Here is an 18,306-nt window from a genome sequence, read left to right as displayed (position 1 = left end):
AGAAGAAGAATATGAAAAGATATATTTCACATTTAGTATTTGCGTTGCTGGGTTGCATGGCATTGTCTGCATGTGTGGATAATGACTATATGGAACTGGACAAGGGACACAACGAGTTGGCGCTCTTCACCAGCAACACCGAAGTCGTTTTGAACGAACAGGCCCATGCCGACGATGCTTTGGAGCTTTCCTGGACAACGGGAACGAATTATGGGACAGGGAATAAAATCTCCTATACGCTGGAGCTTGCCCGTGCGGGAAGCAATTTCGCTACTCCTTACGTTGCCCTGGAGAATGCCGTGCAGGAATATACCTGGAAGAAAAGTGTAGAGGAGTTGAATAATATTCTTCGCGGGCACTTCGGGATGGAAACTGCCGGAAACATCTCACTGGAAGCACGTCTGACGGCTAAAGTTATGGACAGGGAAGAAGTACAGGTGGCGACCACCTCATTCAGTGTCACCGCTTATGAACCGCTGACTTCCACGCTTTATTTGATAGGCGACGCCACGCCCGGCGGTTGGAGTGCGGATGATGCAACGGAGATGACACGGAAAGATAACGGCCTGTTTACATGGACGGGAAAGATGACGCCCGGTTCATTCAAGTTCATCACTACGCTGGGGGCGTTCCTGCCGTCTTATAATAAAGGAACAGACGGGAAGTTGGTGCTTCGCAGCAGTGACGACCAGCCGGATGAAACCTTCACAATAGAAGAAGATTTCAACTACATAGTCGAAGCGAATCTGTTTACCGGCGTTGTCAGCCTGACCCGGACGGAGAATTTGAAACCGGCTTATGACCAGCTTTATTTCATAGGTAATGCCACCGACTGGAATTTTGTACCGATGAAGCGGGATGTGCTGGATGCATACCTATTCCGCTATGCCAGGTTCTTTGAAGCGGGTAAAGGCGGAGAGTTCAAGTTCGGCACTTCGGAAGGAAGTTGGGAGAATATGTATAAGGCAAAGAATGCCGATGCGGCTTATACCGATACAGAGATGGTGTTTGTGAAAGGCTTCGACCCCGATAACAAGTGGGTGTTGAAAGATGCCGAATGTGGCAAGGCGTATAAGATTTGCGTGGACATCCGGGCAGGTAAGGAACGCATGATGATGAGTGAGTTTGTGCCATACGAGATGATTTATATGGTAGGCGATGCTGCACCTGCGGGATGGACTATCGGTGATGCTACTCCGATGCAGGCTACGGATAATCCGTATGTATTCACCTGGCAAGGTGTGCTGAATGCGGGCGAGTTGAAATTGACTTGCGACAAGAAAGAAGATTGGAACGGTGCCTGGTTTATGCCGACCGTGACCGACAAGCAGCCTACGGGGGAAACAGAGTCAATGTTATTCTTGGATAAGTCCAGCGATGCGTTTAAAGCCCAGTATCCGGATGTAATGGTTGGCGGTATCGATCAGAAATGGAAGATTACGACAGCAGGTTCTTATAAGATAACGCTAAACCAATTGGAAGAGACTATTTCGATAGTGAAGCAATGATAGTTCTTAAAATTCAATAGGATGAAATATATAATTTATGCAATTACCACATTGTTCTTTCTGGCCTCGTGCAGCAAAGACAATGATGAAACCGGCGGTGGTTCCGGTGGAGGAGGTGAAATTGGCGGAGTGACTGATGTCACTCCGGTAACCTCCGATTTAACCGTAAGCCTCGTTACCGATAAGGCCTGTTACAAACCGGGTGAAACTGTATCTTTTACAGCCGATGCCCTGCCTGCGGGAGCAAAGATACGCTATCGTACCCTGAACAAAGTCGTCTCCGAACAAGCCGCTGTAGGTACTTCCTGGACGTGGACTGCACCGGCAACAGATTTTATCGGTTATCTGGCAGATGTATACCGCACGAAAGATGACGGTACAGAAGTTATTCTCGGCACTATTGCCATAGATGTATCCAGCGACTGGATCCGTTTTCCCCGTTACGGCTTTGTCGCCACCTTCGATGCTTCTAAAACCGAAAGTAAAATTCAGGAAGAAATGGCTTTCTTGAATCGTTGCCATATCAATGGTGTGCAGTTTCAGGATTGGCACAACAAACACCACTGGCCATTAGGTGGCATGCGCGAACAGTTGGATGCGGTATATAAAGACATTGCCAACCGGGACATTTACACGCAATCGGTAAAAGACTATATTCGCATTCAGCATACATACGGAATGAAGTCTATGTTCTATAACCTTTGTTTCGGTGCACTCGACGATGCTGCCAATGATGGTGTGAAAGAAGAATGGTACATCTTTAAGGGCGCGGGACATACGGATAAGGATGCGCACACCTTGCCCGACAGTTGGAAAAGTAATATCTATCTTCTTGATCCTTCCAACACAGAATGGCAAGCTTACATAGCCCAGCGCAATGATGATGTCTATGCCAATCTTGATTTCGACGGCTATCAGATAGACCAGTTAGGAAACCGGGGCGACCGCTACGACTACAAAGGAAACAAGGTGAATCTTCCCAAGTTCTACACCTCGTTCATCGACGCCATGAAGCAACGGCATCCCGAGAAACGCTTGGTTATGAATGCCGTCAGCAGCTATGGAGCCTCCCAGATTGCCGGGACGGGCAAAGTCGATTTCCTTTATAATGAAGTTTGGGGAGATGAGGCGGACTTTACGGATTTATACACCATTCTGAAAGCCAATCATCAATACGGCAACCAAACGTTGAAAACAGTATTTGCCGCCTACATGAACTATGAAAAGAGTTCCGGAGACTTCAATATGCCGGGAGTCTTGCTGACGGATGCGGTGATGTTTGCCCTTGGCGGTTCTCATCTGGAACTGGGAGGCGACCACATGCTATGCAGCGAATACTTCCCGAACACTCGCCTACGGATGAGTGATGCGTTGCAGACTGCCATCGTGCGCTATTACGATTTTATGACCGCCTATCAGAACCTCCTTCGTGATGGTGGAGAGGAAGAAAAGGTCACTCTGAACTGTACTGATGCCAGCAAGAATCTAAGTTTGAATGTCTGGCCACCTAAGAAATCGTCCATAACGGCTTTTGCCAAAAGAGTAAATGGTCGGCAGGTAGTCCATCTGCTCAATTTCCTCAGCGCAAACAGTCTGAGTTGGAGAGACCTCGACGGCAGCATGCCCGAACCGCGTCTGGTGACTAAAGTGCCTTTGAAGCTGAAAGTCGTCGGGAAAGTAAGCAAAGTGTGGGTCGCTACTCCCGACACTCATGCCGGAGCTTCGCAGGAACTGGCCTTTGAGCAGAAAGACGGAGCGATAACCTTTACGCTTCCTTCACTGAAATACTGGACAATGATTGTGATAGAATAAAGCTGTTATTGGAGTTGATTTAAGATTGCCCAAGAATGAATCAGCCTCACCAATACGCCTGCTTAGTTTGTTGATTATCAATAGATAGCATTTACATTCTATTTACCTCACGATGTAAAAGCATTTACTGCCGTATGTAACGACCTTTACCACCTATTGTAACGCTCTTTACCTCGGTATGTAACGGCCTTTACCTCGGCATGTAAATGAAGTTACCATTTGGGGTAAATAGAATCACCACGGGAGGAAACAACCATCTACTTATTAAGGTATAGGAAGATAAATCGCCCGTTGGCGGAATTAGTTCATAACCGCTCAGAAAAGAATAGATTATAAAGGATATAAACCATGAAAATATATATATATTTATTAGTAGTATTGTGTTTCCTGTCTCCGTATTCATATAGCGGAAATATAACCGGAAACTGCATCTCCTATTCCGCAGAAGGGAGAAACGTTACCTTCCACCTGAATGACACCTCGGCAGTGCAGCTACAACTGTGCAGCCCTTCGGTGGTGCGTGTCTGGTTTTCGCCGGACGGAAAACTGCAACGGGGAAACCCTTCCTTTGCCGTCATCAATGAAGAACTGGAAGATGTGGGCACGGTTCAGGTGGACGAACAGAATGCCTGTTATGAGATATTCACGCCCAAACTCCGTATCCGGGTCAACAAAGCCCCGTTCAGCCTCCAGATATTCGACAAGTATCAGAAACTCCTGTTCAGTGACTATGCCGATAAGGGCCACGTTAGCGAAGGAGCCCGTAAAGTGGAATACAAGACCCTCCGCCGGGACGAACACTTCTTCGGCCTGGGCGAGAAGACTGGCAAACTGGACCGACGCGGAGAATCTTATAAGATGTGGAACAGCGACAAACCCTGCTACAGCATTGTGGAAGACCCTTTGTACAAGAGTATTCCTTTCTTTATGAGCAGCTATCGCTATGGTATCTTTCTGGATAATACGTATAAGACGGAATTCAAATTCGGCACCGAGAGCCGCGATTATTACAGCTTCGAAGCCCCCGGCGGAGAGATGATTTACTATTTCATCTTCGGCAAGGATTATAAAGAAATCATGAAGCAATATGTAGACCTGACCGGCAGGCCCATCATGCCTCCCAAGTGGGCGTTAGGCTTTGCACAGTGCCGTGGCTTACTGACTACCGAGAAACTCTCTTATGAAATAGCCGAAGGATATCGCCAGCGCGGCATTCCCTGCGACATTATCTATCAGGATATCGGCTGGACCCAACACCTGCAAGACTTCAACTGGCGGAAAGAGAACTATCAGAACCCGCAGAAAATGCTTGCCGACCTGAAAGAGATGGGCTTTAAAGTCATCGTTTCGCAAGACCCTGTCATCTCCCAGACCAACAGGAAGCAATGGGAAGAAGCCGACCGCCTCGGTTATCTTGTGAAAGACTCCACCACAGGCAGCAGTTATGATATGCCCTGGCCTTGGGGCGGCAACTGCGGTGTAGTGGACTTCACCATCCCCGATGTGGCTGACTGGTGGGGCGCTTATCAGCAGAAACCCATAGACGACGGCATCTCCGGCTTTTGGACCGATATGGGCGAACCTGCCTGGAGCAACGAGGAACAGACGGAGCGTCTCGTCATGAAACATCATCTCGGCATGCACGATGAAATCCATAACGTCTACGGCCTCACCTGGGATAAAGTAGTCAAAGAGCAGTTCGAGAAACGGAATCCCGACCTGCGTGTCTTCCAGATGACGCGTGCCGCCTTTGCCGGATTGCAACGCTATACCTTTGGTTGGACCGGGGATTGCGGCAACGGAGATGATGTGTTGCAAGGCTGGGGACAAATGGCGAATCAGATACCTGTGCTTCTGTCTGCCGGATTAGGGGTTATTCCGTTTGTGGCGTGCGACATTTCCGGTTATTGCGGGGATATTGAAGACTATCCTGCTATGGCGGAACTTTATACCCGTTGGGTACAGTTGGGCGCATTCAATCCCTTGAGCCGTATTCACCACGAAGGAGACGTTGCCGTGGAGCCGTGGCTTTTCGGAGAGGAAGCGGAGAAGAATGTAAAAGCGGCTATCGAACTGAAATATCGTTTATTGCCCTATATCTATACGTATGCCCGTGAGGCACACGAAACCGGTCTGCCGATTATGCGCCCTATGTTTCTGGAATATCCGGCGGATATGGAGACTTTCTCCACGGATGCACAATTCATGTTTGGTAGCGAGTTGCTGGTAGCTCCGGTGGTTAAAAAGGGGACGACTAATAAGAATGTGTATCTGCCCGAAGGTGTCTGGATAGATTATAATGATAAGCATACGGAATACAGTGGTGAGCAATGGACTACGGCTGATGCTCCGTTGAACACAATTCCCATGTTTGTGCGGAAGGGCAGTATTATTCCTCAGATGCCGGTCATGAATTATACGGATGAGAAGCCCGTTTATCCGGTTACATTCGAAATTTTCCCTGTCGCATCGGGCGGTGAAACTTCTTTCTGCCTTTATGAGGATGCAGGAACAGACTTGGGGTATTTGCGTGGAGAGTTTCTGCGTACGCCTGTAACTTGCCGGACAACGGAAAAAGGATATACGCTCGCAATCGGAAAGAGGGCGGGAGAGAAGTACGCCCTGCCGGGAGAACGTAATTTCATGTTCCGCATCTATGCAGGGCAAATGCCGAAGGAAGTGCTGGTTGACGGAACAAAAGTCAGGAAGATGAAAGCGGAGAAACTGGGTGAAGCGCTGGAAGAAGAATTCAAAACGGTTGCCTGGTGTCCGGAAAAGAAACAGAATCTTTGTCTGTTGAGGCTGCCGGATGATGGGAGGGAACATGTTATTGAGTTTCTTTATTAAAACTCCCGATTACAAAATGATTTATTAATGCTAATAATAAAAATAAGATTATGAAAAAGTTAATGCTTAGTGCAGTTTGCCTTCTTTTCGCCTTAGCGGGGAAAGCAGAAAGAGTTTCGTCCCCGTCGGGTAAGGTAAAGCTGGATTTCGAACTATCGAAGAATGGAACGCCCACCTATCAGATAGCATACAAAGGGCAGCCTGCCATCAACCCCAGTACTTTGGGACTGGAATTAAAGAATACCAATAACCTGTTGGACGGTTTTGAAGTAGTGAAAACTTCAACCTCTGCATTCGATGAAACCTGGCAGCCCGTGTGGGGTGAAACGAAAGATATCCGTAACCATTACAACGAACTGCTGGTAGAGCTGAAACAACCCTCCACCGACCGCTACATGAATCTTCGTTTCCGCGTATATGACGATGGTGTCGGATTCCGTTACGAATTCCCGCAACAGAAGAACTTGGTTTACTTCGTGATAAAGGAAGAGCGTACCAAGTTCGCTATGACAGGCGATCATATTGCCTGGTGGATCCCCGGAGACTATGATACACAGGAATATGACTATACGGAATCGAAACTTTCGGAAATCCGCGGCCTGATGCAGGGAGCCATTTCTGATAATGCTTCACAGACACAATTTTCACCGACCGGCATACAGACTTCCCTGCAAATGAAGACAGCCGATGGAATATATATCAACCTGCATGAAGCCGCCTTGATAGATTATTCTTGTATGCACCTGAATCTGGATGATAAGAACCTGACTTTTGAGTCATGGTTGACCCCGGACGCACAAGGTGATAAAGGTTATATGCAATCTCCATGTCACACACCATGGCGTACAGTGATGGTAAGCGATGATGCCCGTGAACTATTAGCATCCAATCTGATTTTGAATCTGAATGATCCTTGTAAGTACGAAGACACTTCCTGGATTAAACCGGTGAAATACGTCGGTGTCTGGTGGGAAATGATTGCAGGCAGCAAACCGTGGGCTTATACTTTCGATCTTCCTTCCGTAAAGTTGGATGAGACGGATTACACGAAAGTAAAACCGAATGGCATTCATCCTGCCAATACAGAGAACGTGAAGAAATATATCGACTTTGCTGCGGAACATGGTTTCGACCAGGTATTGGTGGAAGGTTGGAATACCGGTTGGGAAGATTGGTTCGGCCATTCAAAAGATTACGTCTTTGACTTCATGACGCCTTATCCTGATTTCGATATCAAGTATCTGAATGAATATGCCCATTCCAAGGGTGTTCGTCTGATGATGCATCATGAGACATCGGCTTCTGTGCGCAATTATGAGCGTCACATGAAGGCAGCCTATGAATTGATGAATCAATATGGTTATAATTCAGTGAAAAGTGGTTATGTAGGCAATATCATTCCGCGCGGTGAATATCATTACGGACAATGGATGAACAACCATTATCTTTATGCTGTGACCGAAGCCGCCAAACACAAAATTATGGTCAATGCCCATGAAGCCGTGCGTCCTACGGGTTTATGCCGCACTTATCCGAACCTGATAGGCAATGAGTCAGCCCGTGGTACGGAATATGAAGCGTTTGTCGGAAGCAAGCCTTTCCACACCACAGTGCTTCCTTTCACCCGTCTGCAAGGTGGCCCGATGGATTATACCCCTGGTATCTTTGAGATGGATATCAATAAACTGAATCCCAATAGCCACTCTCATGTCAATTCTACACTGGCACGCCAGTTGGCACTCTATGTAACGATGTACAGCCCCCTGCAAATGGCAGCCGACCTTCCCGAGAACTATGAACGATTCATGGATGCTTTCCAGTTTATCAAAGATGTAGCTTTGGATTGGGACGACAGCCGCTATCTGGAGGCAGAGCCGGGACGTTACATCACCGCAGCCCGTAAAGCCAAAGGAGCCAATGACTGGTTTATCGGTTGTACCAGCAATGAACAGGGACATACCTCTGTCTTGAAACTGGACTTTCTGGATGCTGATAAACAGTATATAGCTACCGTTTATGCAGACGCAAAAGATGCCGATTACAAGACAAATCCGCAGGCTTATGTAATCCGCAAAGGAATTGTTTCTCCTAAAACGGTGCTGAAACTGAAAGCAGCTCCCGGTGGTGGTTATGCTATCAGTATTATGGAAGTCAAGGATAAGGCAACAGTAAAGGGATTGAAAACACTAAGAGTTTCTCAATAAAGTTGCTTTGCTTGTCAAGTGCATAATTACAGAACATTAACAGAATGGGAGGGCTTCGGCTTTCCCATTTTCATTTTATCAATATGAATGGTCTGTTAGTTGGCAATGGATGGTTTGTTGACCGGAGATAGATGGTCTGTTTGGAGTGAACAGACCGTCTGTTTTTCACTAATAAAGGGTCTGTTTATTCAGTATTTCATGCATACCAAACGTATGGACATAAAAAAAGGAGTACCGCTGTACTCCAACCTTTGTTAACCTTAAATCTAATACTATGAAAAACACAGTGCAAAGATACGGACATTCTGCATATTTCCAAATTATTAGACCGATATAAGTGTTTTTATAACACTTATTAAAAGAAGTACTTCCCTTCTTTACTTTTTTTTCAAGGTTTCACCCGTTTATTCTCTCCTTAATCTTCCCCCAGGCATGTGTATCGAACAGGCAACTTTCGCGCATGGTGTGATACATCTCCTTAAAGCGGGACATAGGAATAGTAAAACTCAATATGTCCGGTTCAAAATACGGTCTTACGGAAGGATCGAAGAAACCGAGGAAACAGCGTTTGCCTCCTTTCCGGTTTTCAAGAATGGTAAAAGTAACCACGGAACTGCAACCGGAGCCGAAAGGCGCGGCTACCGTATCAAATGCATTCGTATCGAAAAAAGCCCATGTGGTGAGTCCCGATAAAATATCGGGGGTGGCAAGGAACAGCAGACCTTCTACATTATCGAAAGAAGCAAGTGTATCAAGACGCGCAAAATGCAGATAAGTCTTTTCCGCACGCGGCACTTGGATTTGCCTGATGAAATCCACTACCATTTCGGGCGTTTTCTTGTATTTCTCTTTCAGGGATACGAAGTTCGGAACATGTACCGGCATTTCCGTAAAGCCGGTATAGAACTTTCCGCCACCGCATCCTATGATGTCAGCATTCAGACTGATGGTTTTACCTTCTCTTACCCGTTGCATTCCCTTGAAGAGGCAACCATTGATTTTCTCCGTCTCGTTCTCCAGCTTGTTCGAGTACCAGAAAGCGATAGGAAGTTCGGTGCGTTCACCGAAAGCTTCCCGATAATTGCTAATGAATGTGTGTATATCCATGATAAATGAAATTAGTTAGGTAGTAAAGATAATGATTGATTGTCAATTTATATAGGATTTTGACTATTTTTGCATGGAAATCTATAAATCCGTATTGATTATGAGAACACGTATTTCCTGTTTCTTGCTTCTCGTCTTTTTCTTTGTACAGATAGTGAAAGGTGAAGATGCTGATTTGTGGCAACTTCATGCCTCCGATATAAATGCCCCCTATGTAGGTGCCCCTATGGCGAATGGAGGCATTGGTATTCTTCCTTGGAAAGAACCTTTTTCTGTCCGGCAGGTAATCCTGAATCATGTGTTCGATACGGATGGTCCGCAGGGAGTGAGTCGTGTGTTGAAGGGGATTAATCCTTTTCTGTTGTCAATGGATGTTGACGGGAAGAAGGTGGATTCGGAATGTGTTGTAAACTGGTCTCAATGTGTGGATATGAAAGAGGCAACCCATAACAGTAGTTTTCGGGCAGATGGGAAAGCGGATATAAGCTATGGCATCTGTGCTTTGAGGAATATGCCATATGCCGGTCTTATCCGTGTGAATGTGAAAGCTTTATCCGATATGTCTCTGAGGGTAGCTGCCCGAATGGATATTCCCCAGGAATATTCCCAATCCACACAGCGTTTTCGTAAGATGAGAGCTGACGCTACTCAAATGTATATGCTTCAGTCTTATGCAACTTCTACCCATCGACAGCGGGAAGTTTCCGCTTCTTCCGCTTTTATCTTTGATGAAGATAAAGCTACGGAAGTGCTGTATGATGAGATAGATAGAGAAATATTCTTTACGATGAAGTTGCGTAAAGGGGATAGCCTTTCTTTTGCTTTGATTGGCTCCGTATGTTCTACCCGCGATTTCAGCGATCCGTATAATGAGGCCGAACGGCAGGTTATCTACGCTATCCATGAAGGTACGGACGCTCTGATGGCGGCTCATTGTAGGCTGTGGAGTGAACTTTGGGAGAGTGATATCCTGATTGAGGGAGATGATGAAGCGCAACGGGCAGTTCGTTTCGCACTTTTCAATCTTTATTCATCCTGCCGTGAAGGTAGTGGATTGAGTATTTCCCCTATGGGACTTTCTTCACAGGGATATAATGGGCATATATTCTGGGATTCGGAACTCTGGATGTTTCCGCCGATGCTGATGCTGAATAAAGGAATAGCTGAATCAATGATCGACTATCGCATTGACCGTTTGGCGGCCGCTCGTAAAAAAGCAATGGCTTATGGATATAAAGGAGCCATGTTTCCGTGGGAAAGTGATGATTATGGCGAAGAATCAACTCCCACCTTTGCATTGACCGGACCTTTAGAACATCATGTGACGGCAGATATCAGTATCGCCTGCTGGAATTATTATTGCCTTACCCGTGACGAGCAATGGCTACGTACAAAGGCATTCCCTCTGATGAAAGAGGTTGCTGATTTCTGGGTAAGTCGTGTAGAACGTAATGATGACGGTTCCTATTCCATTTGCAATGTAGTAGGGGCCGATGAATATGCCAATGGCATAGATGACAACGCTTTTACGAATGCTGCCGCTATCCGTGCTTTGGAATATGCCTGCGAGGCCGCTGTGATTTGTAATGAACCTGTGCCGGAAATCTGGAAAGAAATCAGCCGGAATATTCGTATCCTGCGTTTTAAAGATGGCGTAACCCGCGAACATGCCACTTATGATGGTGAGATGATTAAGCAAGCCGACGTAAACTTGTTGGGCTATCCGCTCTACTTTATTACGGATGCCAAGGCTCAGAAAAAAGATATGGAATATTATGCCGACAGGATTGATCCTCAGAATGGTCCGGCAATGTCTTATTCAATATTTTGCGTGCAGTATGCCCGGATGGGTGATGCAAAACAAGCATATAAGATGTTCCGCCGTTGTTATCAGCCAAATCTGCGTGCACCTTTCGGAGTATTGGCAGAAACTGCTACCAGTGACAATCCTTATTTTATGACGGGAGCCGGTGGATTGTTGCAAGCCGTAATCAATGGCTTCTGTGGATTACAGATTACAGATAACGGCATTGTACAGTTACCTTCATCACTTCCTGAACATTGGAAAAGCGTGACAGTCAAAGGGGTAGGACTGGAGAAGAAAGTCTATGTGAGAGAGAATAGATGACTTATGGACATAAAAAAAGGAGTACCGCTGTACTCCAACCTTTGTTAACCTTAAATCTAATACTATGAAAAACACAGTGCAAAGATACGGACTTCCTGGATATCTGCAAATTATCCAAATAAAAAAGTATGTTTTATAACATTAATTAGAAAATCCGGTATTATGTTCTATCTTTGTTAACGGATTAACCTTTTGCTTCCTGATACATGAAACGTTTAATTGACTTCTTGGCAGTTTTCTCAAACTCTTCGAAGTGGATTTTTATTTTTGATATCTGGCAGAAAGCAGGCAATTGCTGATTCAGTTCATTACGATTTGCTTCCATCATGCGTTCCACGTCTGTTTGTTGCAGCCCATTGGCAAAAGCGTCATCAAAATCGGGATAGATTAGGGCCACAAGTTTCTCTTTCTGCAACACGATGAGTGATTCGGAAACGTAGGGCATATTATTCAGTTTGCTTTCAATTTCTTCCGGATAGATATTCTGTCCGCTGGAAGTGAGCAACATATTCTTGCTACGGCCACGCACAGTTACGTAACCGTCTGCGTCCATCGTACCGAGGTCTCCGGTATGCAACCAGCCATTTACGTCAATGATTTGTGCCGTTGCCTCTTGATTTTTATAATAACCTAGCATCAGATTAGCACCACGGCAAATGATTTCTCCGGCAACTTTCTGCGGGTCGGACGAGTCGATTTTCACTTCCATGCGCGTCGTTGCTTTACCACACGATGCAAGTTTCAGTGTTTCCCAACGGGAAGAACAGATGATAGGCCCACATTCCGTCATACCGTAAGCAATGGTGTAAGGGAAACCTATTTGTTTGAGGAAACTCTCCACTTCTGCATTGAACGGGGCGCCGCCGACGATGATTTCATCAAAGTTACCTCCGAATATCTCCATCGCTTCTTTGCGGGCAAGCGCTTTGATTTTGTCATTGATGATAGGAACGCGTAACAGCAATTTGCCTATCTTATTATCTACGCGCGGCAGGATATTCTTTTTGATTATCTTTTCCACAATCAAAGGTACGCATGAAATGACACGGGGTTTGATTTCTGCAAAAGATTGTGCGATAATCTTAGGGCTCGGCATGCGCGTCAGGAAATAGAGATGTGCGCCGACTGAGAAACCGTAAAGGAAATCATACGTCATGCCGAAAACGTGTCCCATAGGAAGCATGGAAACCATATTGTCGCCGGGTTTCACCGGAAGCATCTCATGGCAATAGTTGACGTTGGACCAGAGACTGCGATAGGGCAGCATGACGCCTTTGGAGTAGCCGGTGGTGCCGGATGTATAATTGATGATGGCAAGTTCCTCCGGTTCATCTTTCCGGTAGCAGATATGTTCGGGGCGGAAGTTCTTGGGATAACGCTGGCCATATAGGATGTTGCGGTGCTCGAAAGCCTCCATCAGTCTTTTGTCACGGCAGACTACGGGAGTGAATTCAGTCATCAGGATGACGCCCAACAGTTGCGGCATGGCTTCTTCATTGAGGTTTTCCCAAACCTGGTCGCCAACGAACAAGAGTTTGGCTTCGGAGTGGTTAACGATATTATGTACATTGTCTGCCTTGAACTCGTGCAGGATAGGGACGATGATAGCCCCGTAAGTGATGGTTGCCAGGAAAGTAACCGCCCAATGGGCACTGTTACGACCGCAGACAGCTATTTTATCACCCGGTTGAATACCGGCACTTTCCAGTACGATATGGAATTTTGCTATTTTGCGGGCTACATCTTTATATTGGAGGGTGGCACCTTTATAGTCGGTCAAGGCGTTTAAATTCCAGTTTTGAATGATGCTTTGTTCAATGTAATCAATGAAGTGTTGTTCCTGTTCCATCTGTTAAATTTGCACACTTTAATTAAAATTGCGCAAATATAGAGCTAAATGTAATGTCGTGCAAGTTTCTATATTTATTCTTTGACGGGAGGCGAAAGAAAAAGAAAAATGAACCAATTGCATAAATGATAGTTTAGCGGCTTTGCCGCTAAAAATTGACAATTAACAATTGACAATTGACAATTACCATTCGGAACGATTGTTTAAGCACAATATAGCGCAGCCTAATTGTTAATTGTCAATTGTCAATTGTCAATTTTTAGCGGGCATCCGCCCGCTAAATTATCATTTATCCTCCTCATTATTCCTTTTCTCCGAAATAAGCAGCAACTTATCTCCGAGATGCAACTTTAGCGATCCGTTCGGTATCAAGAACTCCGTACCTCGTTTCACAATCATAACCAATGCTCCATTAGGTAGTGTTATATCTTTCAGTGTATCACCTTCTTCCAACATTTCCATGGTTACAGTCATGTCACTTAAATCCGTATCAATCTCTTCGGGCAGTTCCACACCGAACTCATTTCCCGTTTTCTCTAACGGGGTTGAAAGTTTCAGCAGACGGGCAGCCAACGAAACGGTGGTGCCTTGCACTACCAGAGATACAATAGTGATAAAGAATACAATGTTGAAAATAACATCAGCTCCCGGCACTTGTGCCACCACCGGATAGGTAGCAAAGATAATGGGTACTGCACCGCGCAAACCTACCCAGGAGACGAACAATCGGGAACGGTTGGTTATCTTCTTACCGAAAGGCAACAAACAAAGAAAAACACTGAGCGGACGACCGATAACAATCATGAACACACCGATAAGTGTGGCAACCAAAGCAATATCAAGCAGCTCGTGAGGATTTACCAACAGGCCGAGGCAGAGGAACATAATGATCTGGAACAACCAAGTCAATCCATCCATAAAAGTATATATCTCCTTGCGGTGCATGATTTTATTGTTACCAACCATGATACCGGCAATGTAAACCGCGAGATAACCGTTTCCTTTCAGAAGATCGGTAATGGCGAAGGTGAAAAATACGAATGCCAGTAGGAGGATGGGATAGAGTGCCTGATTGTCGATGTTGAGCTTGTTGAGCATAAGAATGGCAAGTTTACCGAGAAGATAACCTGCGGCTGCGCCCACTATGAATTGTATGACGAATGAACCGAAGATGCCCGCAACGCCCATTCCGCCGGACTGTATGAACTGTATCAGTACGATGGTAAGCATGTACGCCATAGGATCATTACTTCCACTTTCAAGCTCTAGCATGGGACGAAGATTGTGTTTCAGATTCATCTTCTGCGAACGTAGGATGGCAAAAACAGACGCTGAATCGGTAGACGACATGGTGGAAGCAAGTAGCAGCGATGTAGTGATGGGTAGATAAATGTTGGACCAACTCATCCCTGCAATCCACCAGATAAACAATCCCGTAAAAACAGCCGTGAGCAACACGCCGACTGTGGAAAGAACGATACCCGGTACAAGTATCGGTTTTATCTCACTGAATTTGGTATCCATACCGCCGGAAAACAAAATAACGCTAAGAGCAACCATACCAATAAATTGTGCTTCCTTAGCGTTATGAAACTGTAAACCTAAACCATCGCTCCCAAAGAGCATACCTACCACGAGGAACAGTAATAAGGCAGGGACACCGAAACGATAACCGGTTTTACCGACAATGATACTAACGAAAAGTAAAATAGAACCTATTAAAAGAATGTTTTCAGCTGTAAAAATCATAAGTTATGTGTAATAAAGTTGTTCGTTTAAGGATTTCGTATTCGAAAAGCAAGAATACTTTTTCTTTTTAACAAAAATAAGGGGTGAAATGTTCAGATTAAAAATCTCCTTTTAATTGAACTTCAGCATAAACATGGTTTCCTTTCCGGGGTATAGGGAAAGGCTTCCGCCCGACAAACGCATGATTTGCCGTGAAATGCTCAATCCGATACCGCTACCGCCTTCTTTCGTGGTGAAGAAAGGAATGAAGATGTGTTCCGCCATTTCTGGCGGAATGGCAGGACCATTGTTGGATACCTCGATAAGTACAGCTTCACTTTCGTTGCAGTAAGCGCGCAGAGTGATGATACCTTCAGAAGTCCCTTCCGTCTCAATGGCTTGGATCGCATTTTTCAATAAATTGATGAGTACCTGGGATATAAGGTTTTCGTCTGCATAAAGAATCAGATCGTCCGGAGTAATATGGATGCGGAAAGAGATGCGGGAGTCAGGATATTGATGCCGTGCCAGCTCTACCATACGGTTGATAAAACCTTTCACATAGAACAGGGAAGGTTCCGGTTTCGGTATGCGGGTGAAACGGCGGTAATTCTCCACAAAAGAGAGGAGTCCCTTGCCCGTGGCACTAATGGTATGCAGCCCATTACGGATTTCTTCGGCGGTTTCTTTGTCTGAAGAGATCGGTTCGCTCTTCATTTTCAACTCTTCATTCCCCTGTATCAGTGTCAGCAGGGTGTCACTCAATGAAGTGATAGGAGTGACGGAGTTCATGATTTCATGTGTCAGCACACGGGTAAGGCGTATCCAGGAGTCGATTTCTTTTTCGTCGAGCTCGTTGTTGATATCATTTAGGGCAAGGATGCGGAGATGTTCCTGGCGGATGGTTATGTCGGACACACGAATGGACAGGTTTACTGTACCGCGTTCATTGGACAAACGGGTCTGCAACTTATCTCCGGGGCGGCAATGGGTAAGTAACCCCATCAACTGGGCATCAACGCGGACGAGTTGGCTGACATGGGTAAAAACGTCCAGTCCCAGCAGACGGAGCGCTTCATTGTTTTTCTGATAAACGGCTCCGGCATCGTTCAGCACTAAAATACCTGTGCTGATGCAATCCAGAATAAGTTCGTAATACTTTTCCTGTTGTGCCGTTTCGCTCTTTACATTATATAATATGGAGGCAACGCGGTTCAGTGCCTGGTTCACGATGCGGTTGTCCGGAATATCTTCGTGTTCGGAGAAGTGGATGGAAGTATCATTATTCTCGATGGCATCAAGCAGGAACAGGATTTTTTGCGTATACCGGCGGTAAAGTTTCCACTGCCAGCGTATACTTAGCAATAACAAAAGAGCGGAGAGGACAGTCCACGGGATATCTCTGTAGATGGCGGACAAAGCGACAATTCCCGCCAAAGCCAGGGAAGTAAAGAGGCGGAAGAGATAACGGTCGGTGATGTGGCGGTAGATGTGCTTCATAGTCCGAACTTTTTCATTTTGTTATAAAGAGTTTGTCGCGTAATGCCCAGTTGCGCGGCTACGGCGGAAAGATTACCGTTGCAGGTGTCCAGGGCTTTCTGTATCATTTTCCGTTCCATCTCTTCGAGGGTGGCGGCTTCCGTACTGATGTTGTTTTCAGAACGGGACAGTTCGGCACGTTTGGGCAGTTGGAACAGTTCGGCAGGCAGTTCGTTGCCGTCACAGATGATGACGGCTTTTTCGATGGCATGCTCCAGTTCGCGGATATTTCCGTACCAGGGATGGGCTTTCAGCTTTGTGCAGGCGGCGTCGGAAAGCCGTAGCAGGGCTTTGTCGTATTGCTTGCAGAAACGCGCGATGAAGCGTTCGGCAAGCGGAAGGATGTCTTCCGGACGTTCACGCAGGGGCGGGATTTCAAGATGGATGGTATTGATGCGGTAAAGCAGGTCTTCACGGAACTCATTGTTCTGTACCATTTCACTCAGATTCCGGTTGGTGGCACAAATCAAGCGGATATTAACGGGAATAGGTTGGTTGCTGCCTACACGGACGATGCTGCGGCGTTGCAATACTGTCAGGAGTTTGGCTTGCAGATGGTAAGGCAGATTGCCGATTTCATCGAGGAACAATGTGCTGTGATTGGCGGTTTCGAATTTGCCGGGGCGGTCGGCATAGGCATCGGTAAAAGAGCCTTTCATGTGGCCGAAGAGTTCGCTCTCGAAAAGGCTTTCGGTGATGGCACCCATATCTACGGCAATCATTTCTTTGTTGCGGCGGGGAGAAAGGAGATGGATTTCCCGTGCCAGCATCTCTTTGCCCGTGCCGTTTTCTCCGGTGATGAGGATGTTGGCATCGGTGACGGACACTTTCTCTACCAACGAACGGAGCTGCTGCATGGGGGAACTTTCGCCCCAATACATGGAGGAGGTCATGGGCGGAGCATTTTGTCCGTTTTTTCTATTGTCGGCGGGCAAGGCTGCATTCAGCAGGGTTTCCACCAGTTTCTGATTGTCCCATGGTTTCACGATGAAATCTGTGGCACCTTCTTTGATGCCGCGTACCGCAAGGTCGATGTCGCCGTATGCGGTGAAAAGAACCACGGGCAGGGACGGGTGAAGCCGTTTGATTTCCTGCAACCAGAACAGACCTTCGTTTCCGGTGTTGATGCCGGAAGCAAAGTTCATGTCGAGCAGCACTACTGACGGGGTTTCTTCACGCAGCGCGGAGGTGAGCGTAACGGGCGAGGTGAGTGTGATAATCTTTTCGAAATGGGGTTTCAACAGCAGTTGCACAGCGGTGAGCACACCGCGGTTGTCATCGACAATGAGGATGTTTCCGGGCTTTTTCATACGGGATTTTCTGTTTTGGAAGCAAAGATAAAGAGAATTTCTGATTAAGCGCTTAATCTGAATTAGCATTTCATTCACCGTCGAAGTTGACATTGGCAGCCTCGTGCAGTGCGGTCACTTCATGGCAGGCCTCCTGTACTGGAATTAGTAGTTTCATAAGGAGAAGTATATGGAGGGTTTTGCAGTCTACCTTGGTCTGGAAGCAAGTCCACCGTTAGGCTGACGATTAGTCTACCCTAGACTAACCGTTAGTCTAACAGTGAACTTATGTTAA

10 protein-coding genes are annotated in these 18,306 nt (G+C 46.2%); 5 read left to right on the top strand and 5 right to left on the bottom strand.

From position 1 onward, the window contains the following. Window positions 1-11 precede the first annotated feature (11 nt). The 4 genes from BUC01_RS11880 (at window position 12) to BUC01_RS11865 (ending at window position 8,371) form a co-directional block, all read left to right on the top strand. Window positions 12-1,508 (top strand): SusE domain-containing protein, encoded by a 1,497-nt coding sequence (locus tag BUC01_RS11880; protein WP_025832304.1) that lies wholly within the window; start codon window positions 12-14, stop codon window positions 1,506-1,508. Window positions 1,509-1,529: 21 nt separating this feature from the next. Next, window positions 1,530-3,320: an endo-dextranase gene (locus tag BUC01_RS11875; RefSeq protein ID WP_025832305.1), complete on the top strand. Its 1,791-nt coding sequence runs from the start codon at window positions 1,530-1,532 to the stop codon at window positions 3,318-3,320. Between the two features lie 348 nt (window positions 3,321-3,668). Continuing rightward, window positions 3,669-6,167 (top strand): glycoside hydrolase family 31 protein, encoded by a 2,499-nt coding sequence (locus tag BUC01_RS11870; RefSeq protein ID WP_073313787.1) that lies wholly within the window; start codon window positions 3,669-3,671, stop codon window positions 6,165-6,167. A 50-nt stretch (window positions 6,168-6,217) separates the two neighbouring features. Continuing rightward, window positions 6,218-8,371, top strand: coding sequence for a glycoside hydrolase family 97 protein (locus BUC01_RS11865; protein ID WP_025832307.1), 2,154 nt, complete (start codon window positions 6,218-6,220; stop codon window positions 8,369-8,371). Between the two features lie 396 nt (window positions 8,372-8,767). Here the strand turns inward: BUC01_RS11865 and BUC01_RS11860 are convergent, their stop codons facing one another. Beyond that, window positions 8,768-9,478, bottom strand: a complete 711-nt coding sequence (locus BUC01_RS11860; RefSeq protein WP_025832310.1) for a DUF169 domain-containing protein — start codon at window positions 9,476-9,478, stop codon at window positions 8,768-8,770. Between the two features lie 100 nt (window positions 9,479-9,578). Between BUC01_RS11860 and BUC01_RS11855 the strand changes: the two genes are divergently transcribed. Then, complete coding sequence (locus BUC01_RS11855) at window positions 9,579-11,606, top strand: kojibiose hydrolase (protein WP_073313785.1); 2,028 nt, start codon at window positions 9,579-9,581, stop codon at window positions 11,604-11,606. Window positions 11,607-11,790: 184 nt separating this feature from the next. Here the strand turns inward: BUC01_RS11855 and BUC01_RS11850 are convergent, their stop codons facing one another. From BUC01_RS11850 to BUC01_RS11835, 4 genes are all read right to left on the bottom strand, one after another. Continuing rightward, window positions 11,791-13,455, bottom strand: a complete 1,665-nt coding sequence (locus BUC01_RS11850; RefSeq protein WP_025832311.1) for a long-chain fatty acid--CoA ligase — start codon at window positions 13,453-13,455, stop codon at window positions 11,791-11,793. Window positions 13,456-13,740: 285 nt separating this feature from the next. Continuing rightward, window positions 13,741-15,204 (bottom strand): potassium/proton antiporter, encoded by a 1,464-nt coding sequence (locus BUC01_RS11845; RefSeq protein WP_073313783.1) that lies wholly within the window; start codon window positions 15,202-15,204, stop codon window positions 13,741-13,743. Window positions 15,205-15,315: 111 nt separating this feature from the next. Further along, window positions 15,316-16,683, bottom strand: a complete 1,368-nt coding sequence (locus tag BUC01_RS11840; RefSeq protein ID WP_025834017.1) for a sensor histidine kinase — start codon at window positions 16,681-16,683, stop codon at window positions 15,316-15,318. Beyond that, complete coding sequence (locus tag BUC01_RS11835) at window positions 16,680-18,032, bottom strand: sigma-54-dependent transcriptional regulator (RefSeq protein WP_025834015.1); 1,353 nt, start codon at window positions 18,030-18,032, stop codon at window positions 16,680-16,682. Before BUC01_RS11835 ends, BUC01_RS11840 begins: the two co-directional genes overlap by 4 nt. Window positions 18,033-18,306: the final 274 nt, after the last annotated feature.

It is taken from the genome of Bacteroides stercorirosoris, from assembly GCF_900142015.1.
Lineage (GTDB): Bacteria > Bacteroidota > Bacteroidia > Bacteroidales > Bacteroidaceae > Bacteroides > Bacteroides stercorirosoris.
The sequence above is the reverse complement of the archived record's forward strand: the minus strand, read 5'-3'. Positions and strand labels throughout refer to the sequence as shown.

Excerpts from the sequence above, each read along its gene's own strand:
- BUC01_RS11860 (WP_025832310.1), bottom strand. The coding sequence starts at position 9,478 with ATGGATATACACACATTCATTAGCAATTATCGGGAAGCTTTCGGTGAA.
- BUC01_RS11855 (WP_073313785.1), top strand. The coding sequence starts at position 9,579 with ATGAGAACACGTATTTCCTGTTTCTTGCTTCTCGTCTTTTTCTTTGTA.
- BUC01_RS11840 (WP_025834017.1), bottom strand. The coding sequence starts at position 16,683 with ATGAAGCACATCTACCGCCACATCACCGACCGTTATCTCTTCCGCCTC.
- BUC01_RS11850 (WP_025832311.1), bottom strand. The coding sequence starts at position 13,455 with ATGGAACAGGAACAACACTTCATTGATTACATTGAACAAAGCATCATT.
- BUC01_RS11875 (WP_025832305.1), top strand. The coding sequence starts at position 1,530 with ATGAAATATATAATTTATGCAATTACCACATTGTTCTTTCTGGCCTCG.
- BUC01_RS11835 (WP_025834015.1), bottom strand. The coding sequence starts at position 18,032 with ATGAAAAAGCCCGGAAACATCCTCATTGTCGATGACAACCGCGGTGTG.
- BUC01_RS11845 (WP_073313783.1), bottom strand. The coding sequence starts at position 15,204 with ATGATTTTTACAGCTGAAAACATTCTTTTAATAGGTTCTATTTTACTT.
- BUC01_RS11865 (WP_025832307.1), top strand. The coding sequence starts at position 6,218 with ATGAAAAAGTTAATGCTTAGTGCAGTTTGCCTTCTTTTCGCCTTAGCG.
- BUC01_RS11870 (WP_073313787.1), top strand. The coding sequence starts at position 3,669 with ATGAAAATATATATATATTTATTAGTAGTATTGTGTTTCCTGTCTCCG.
- BUC01_RS11880 (WP_025832304.1), top strand. The coding sequence starts at position 12 with ATGAAAAGATATATTTCACATTTAGTATTTGCGTTGCTGGGTTGCATG.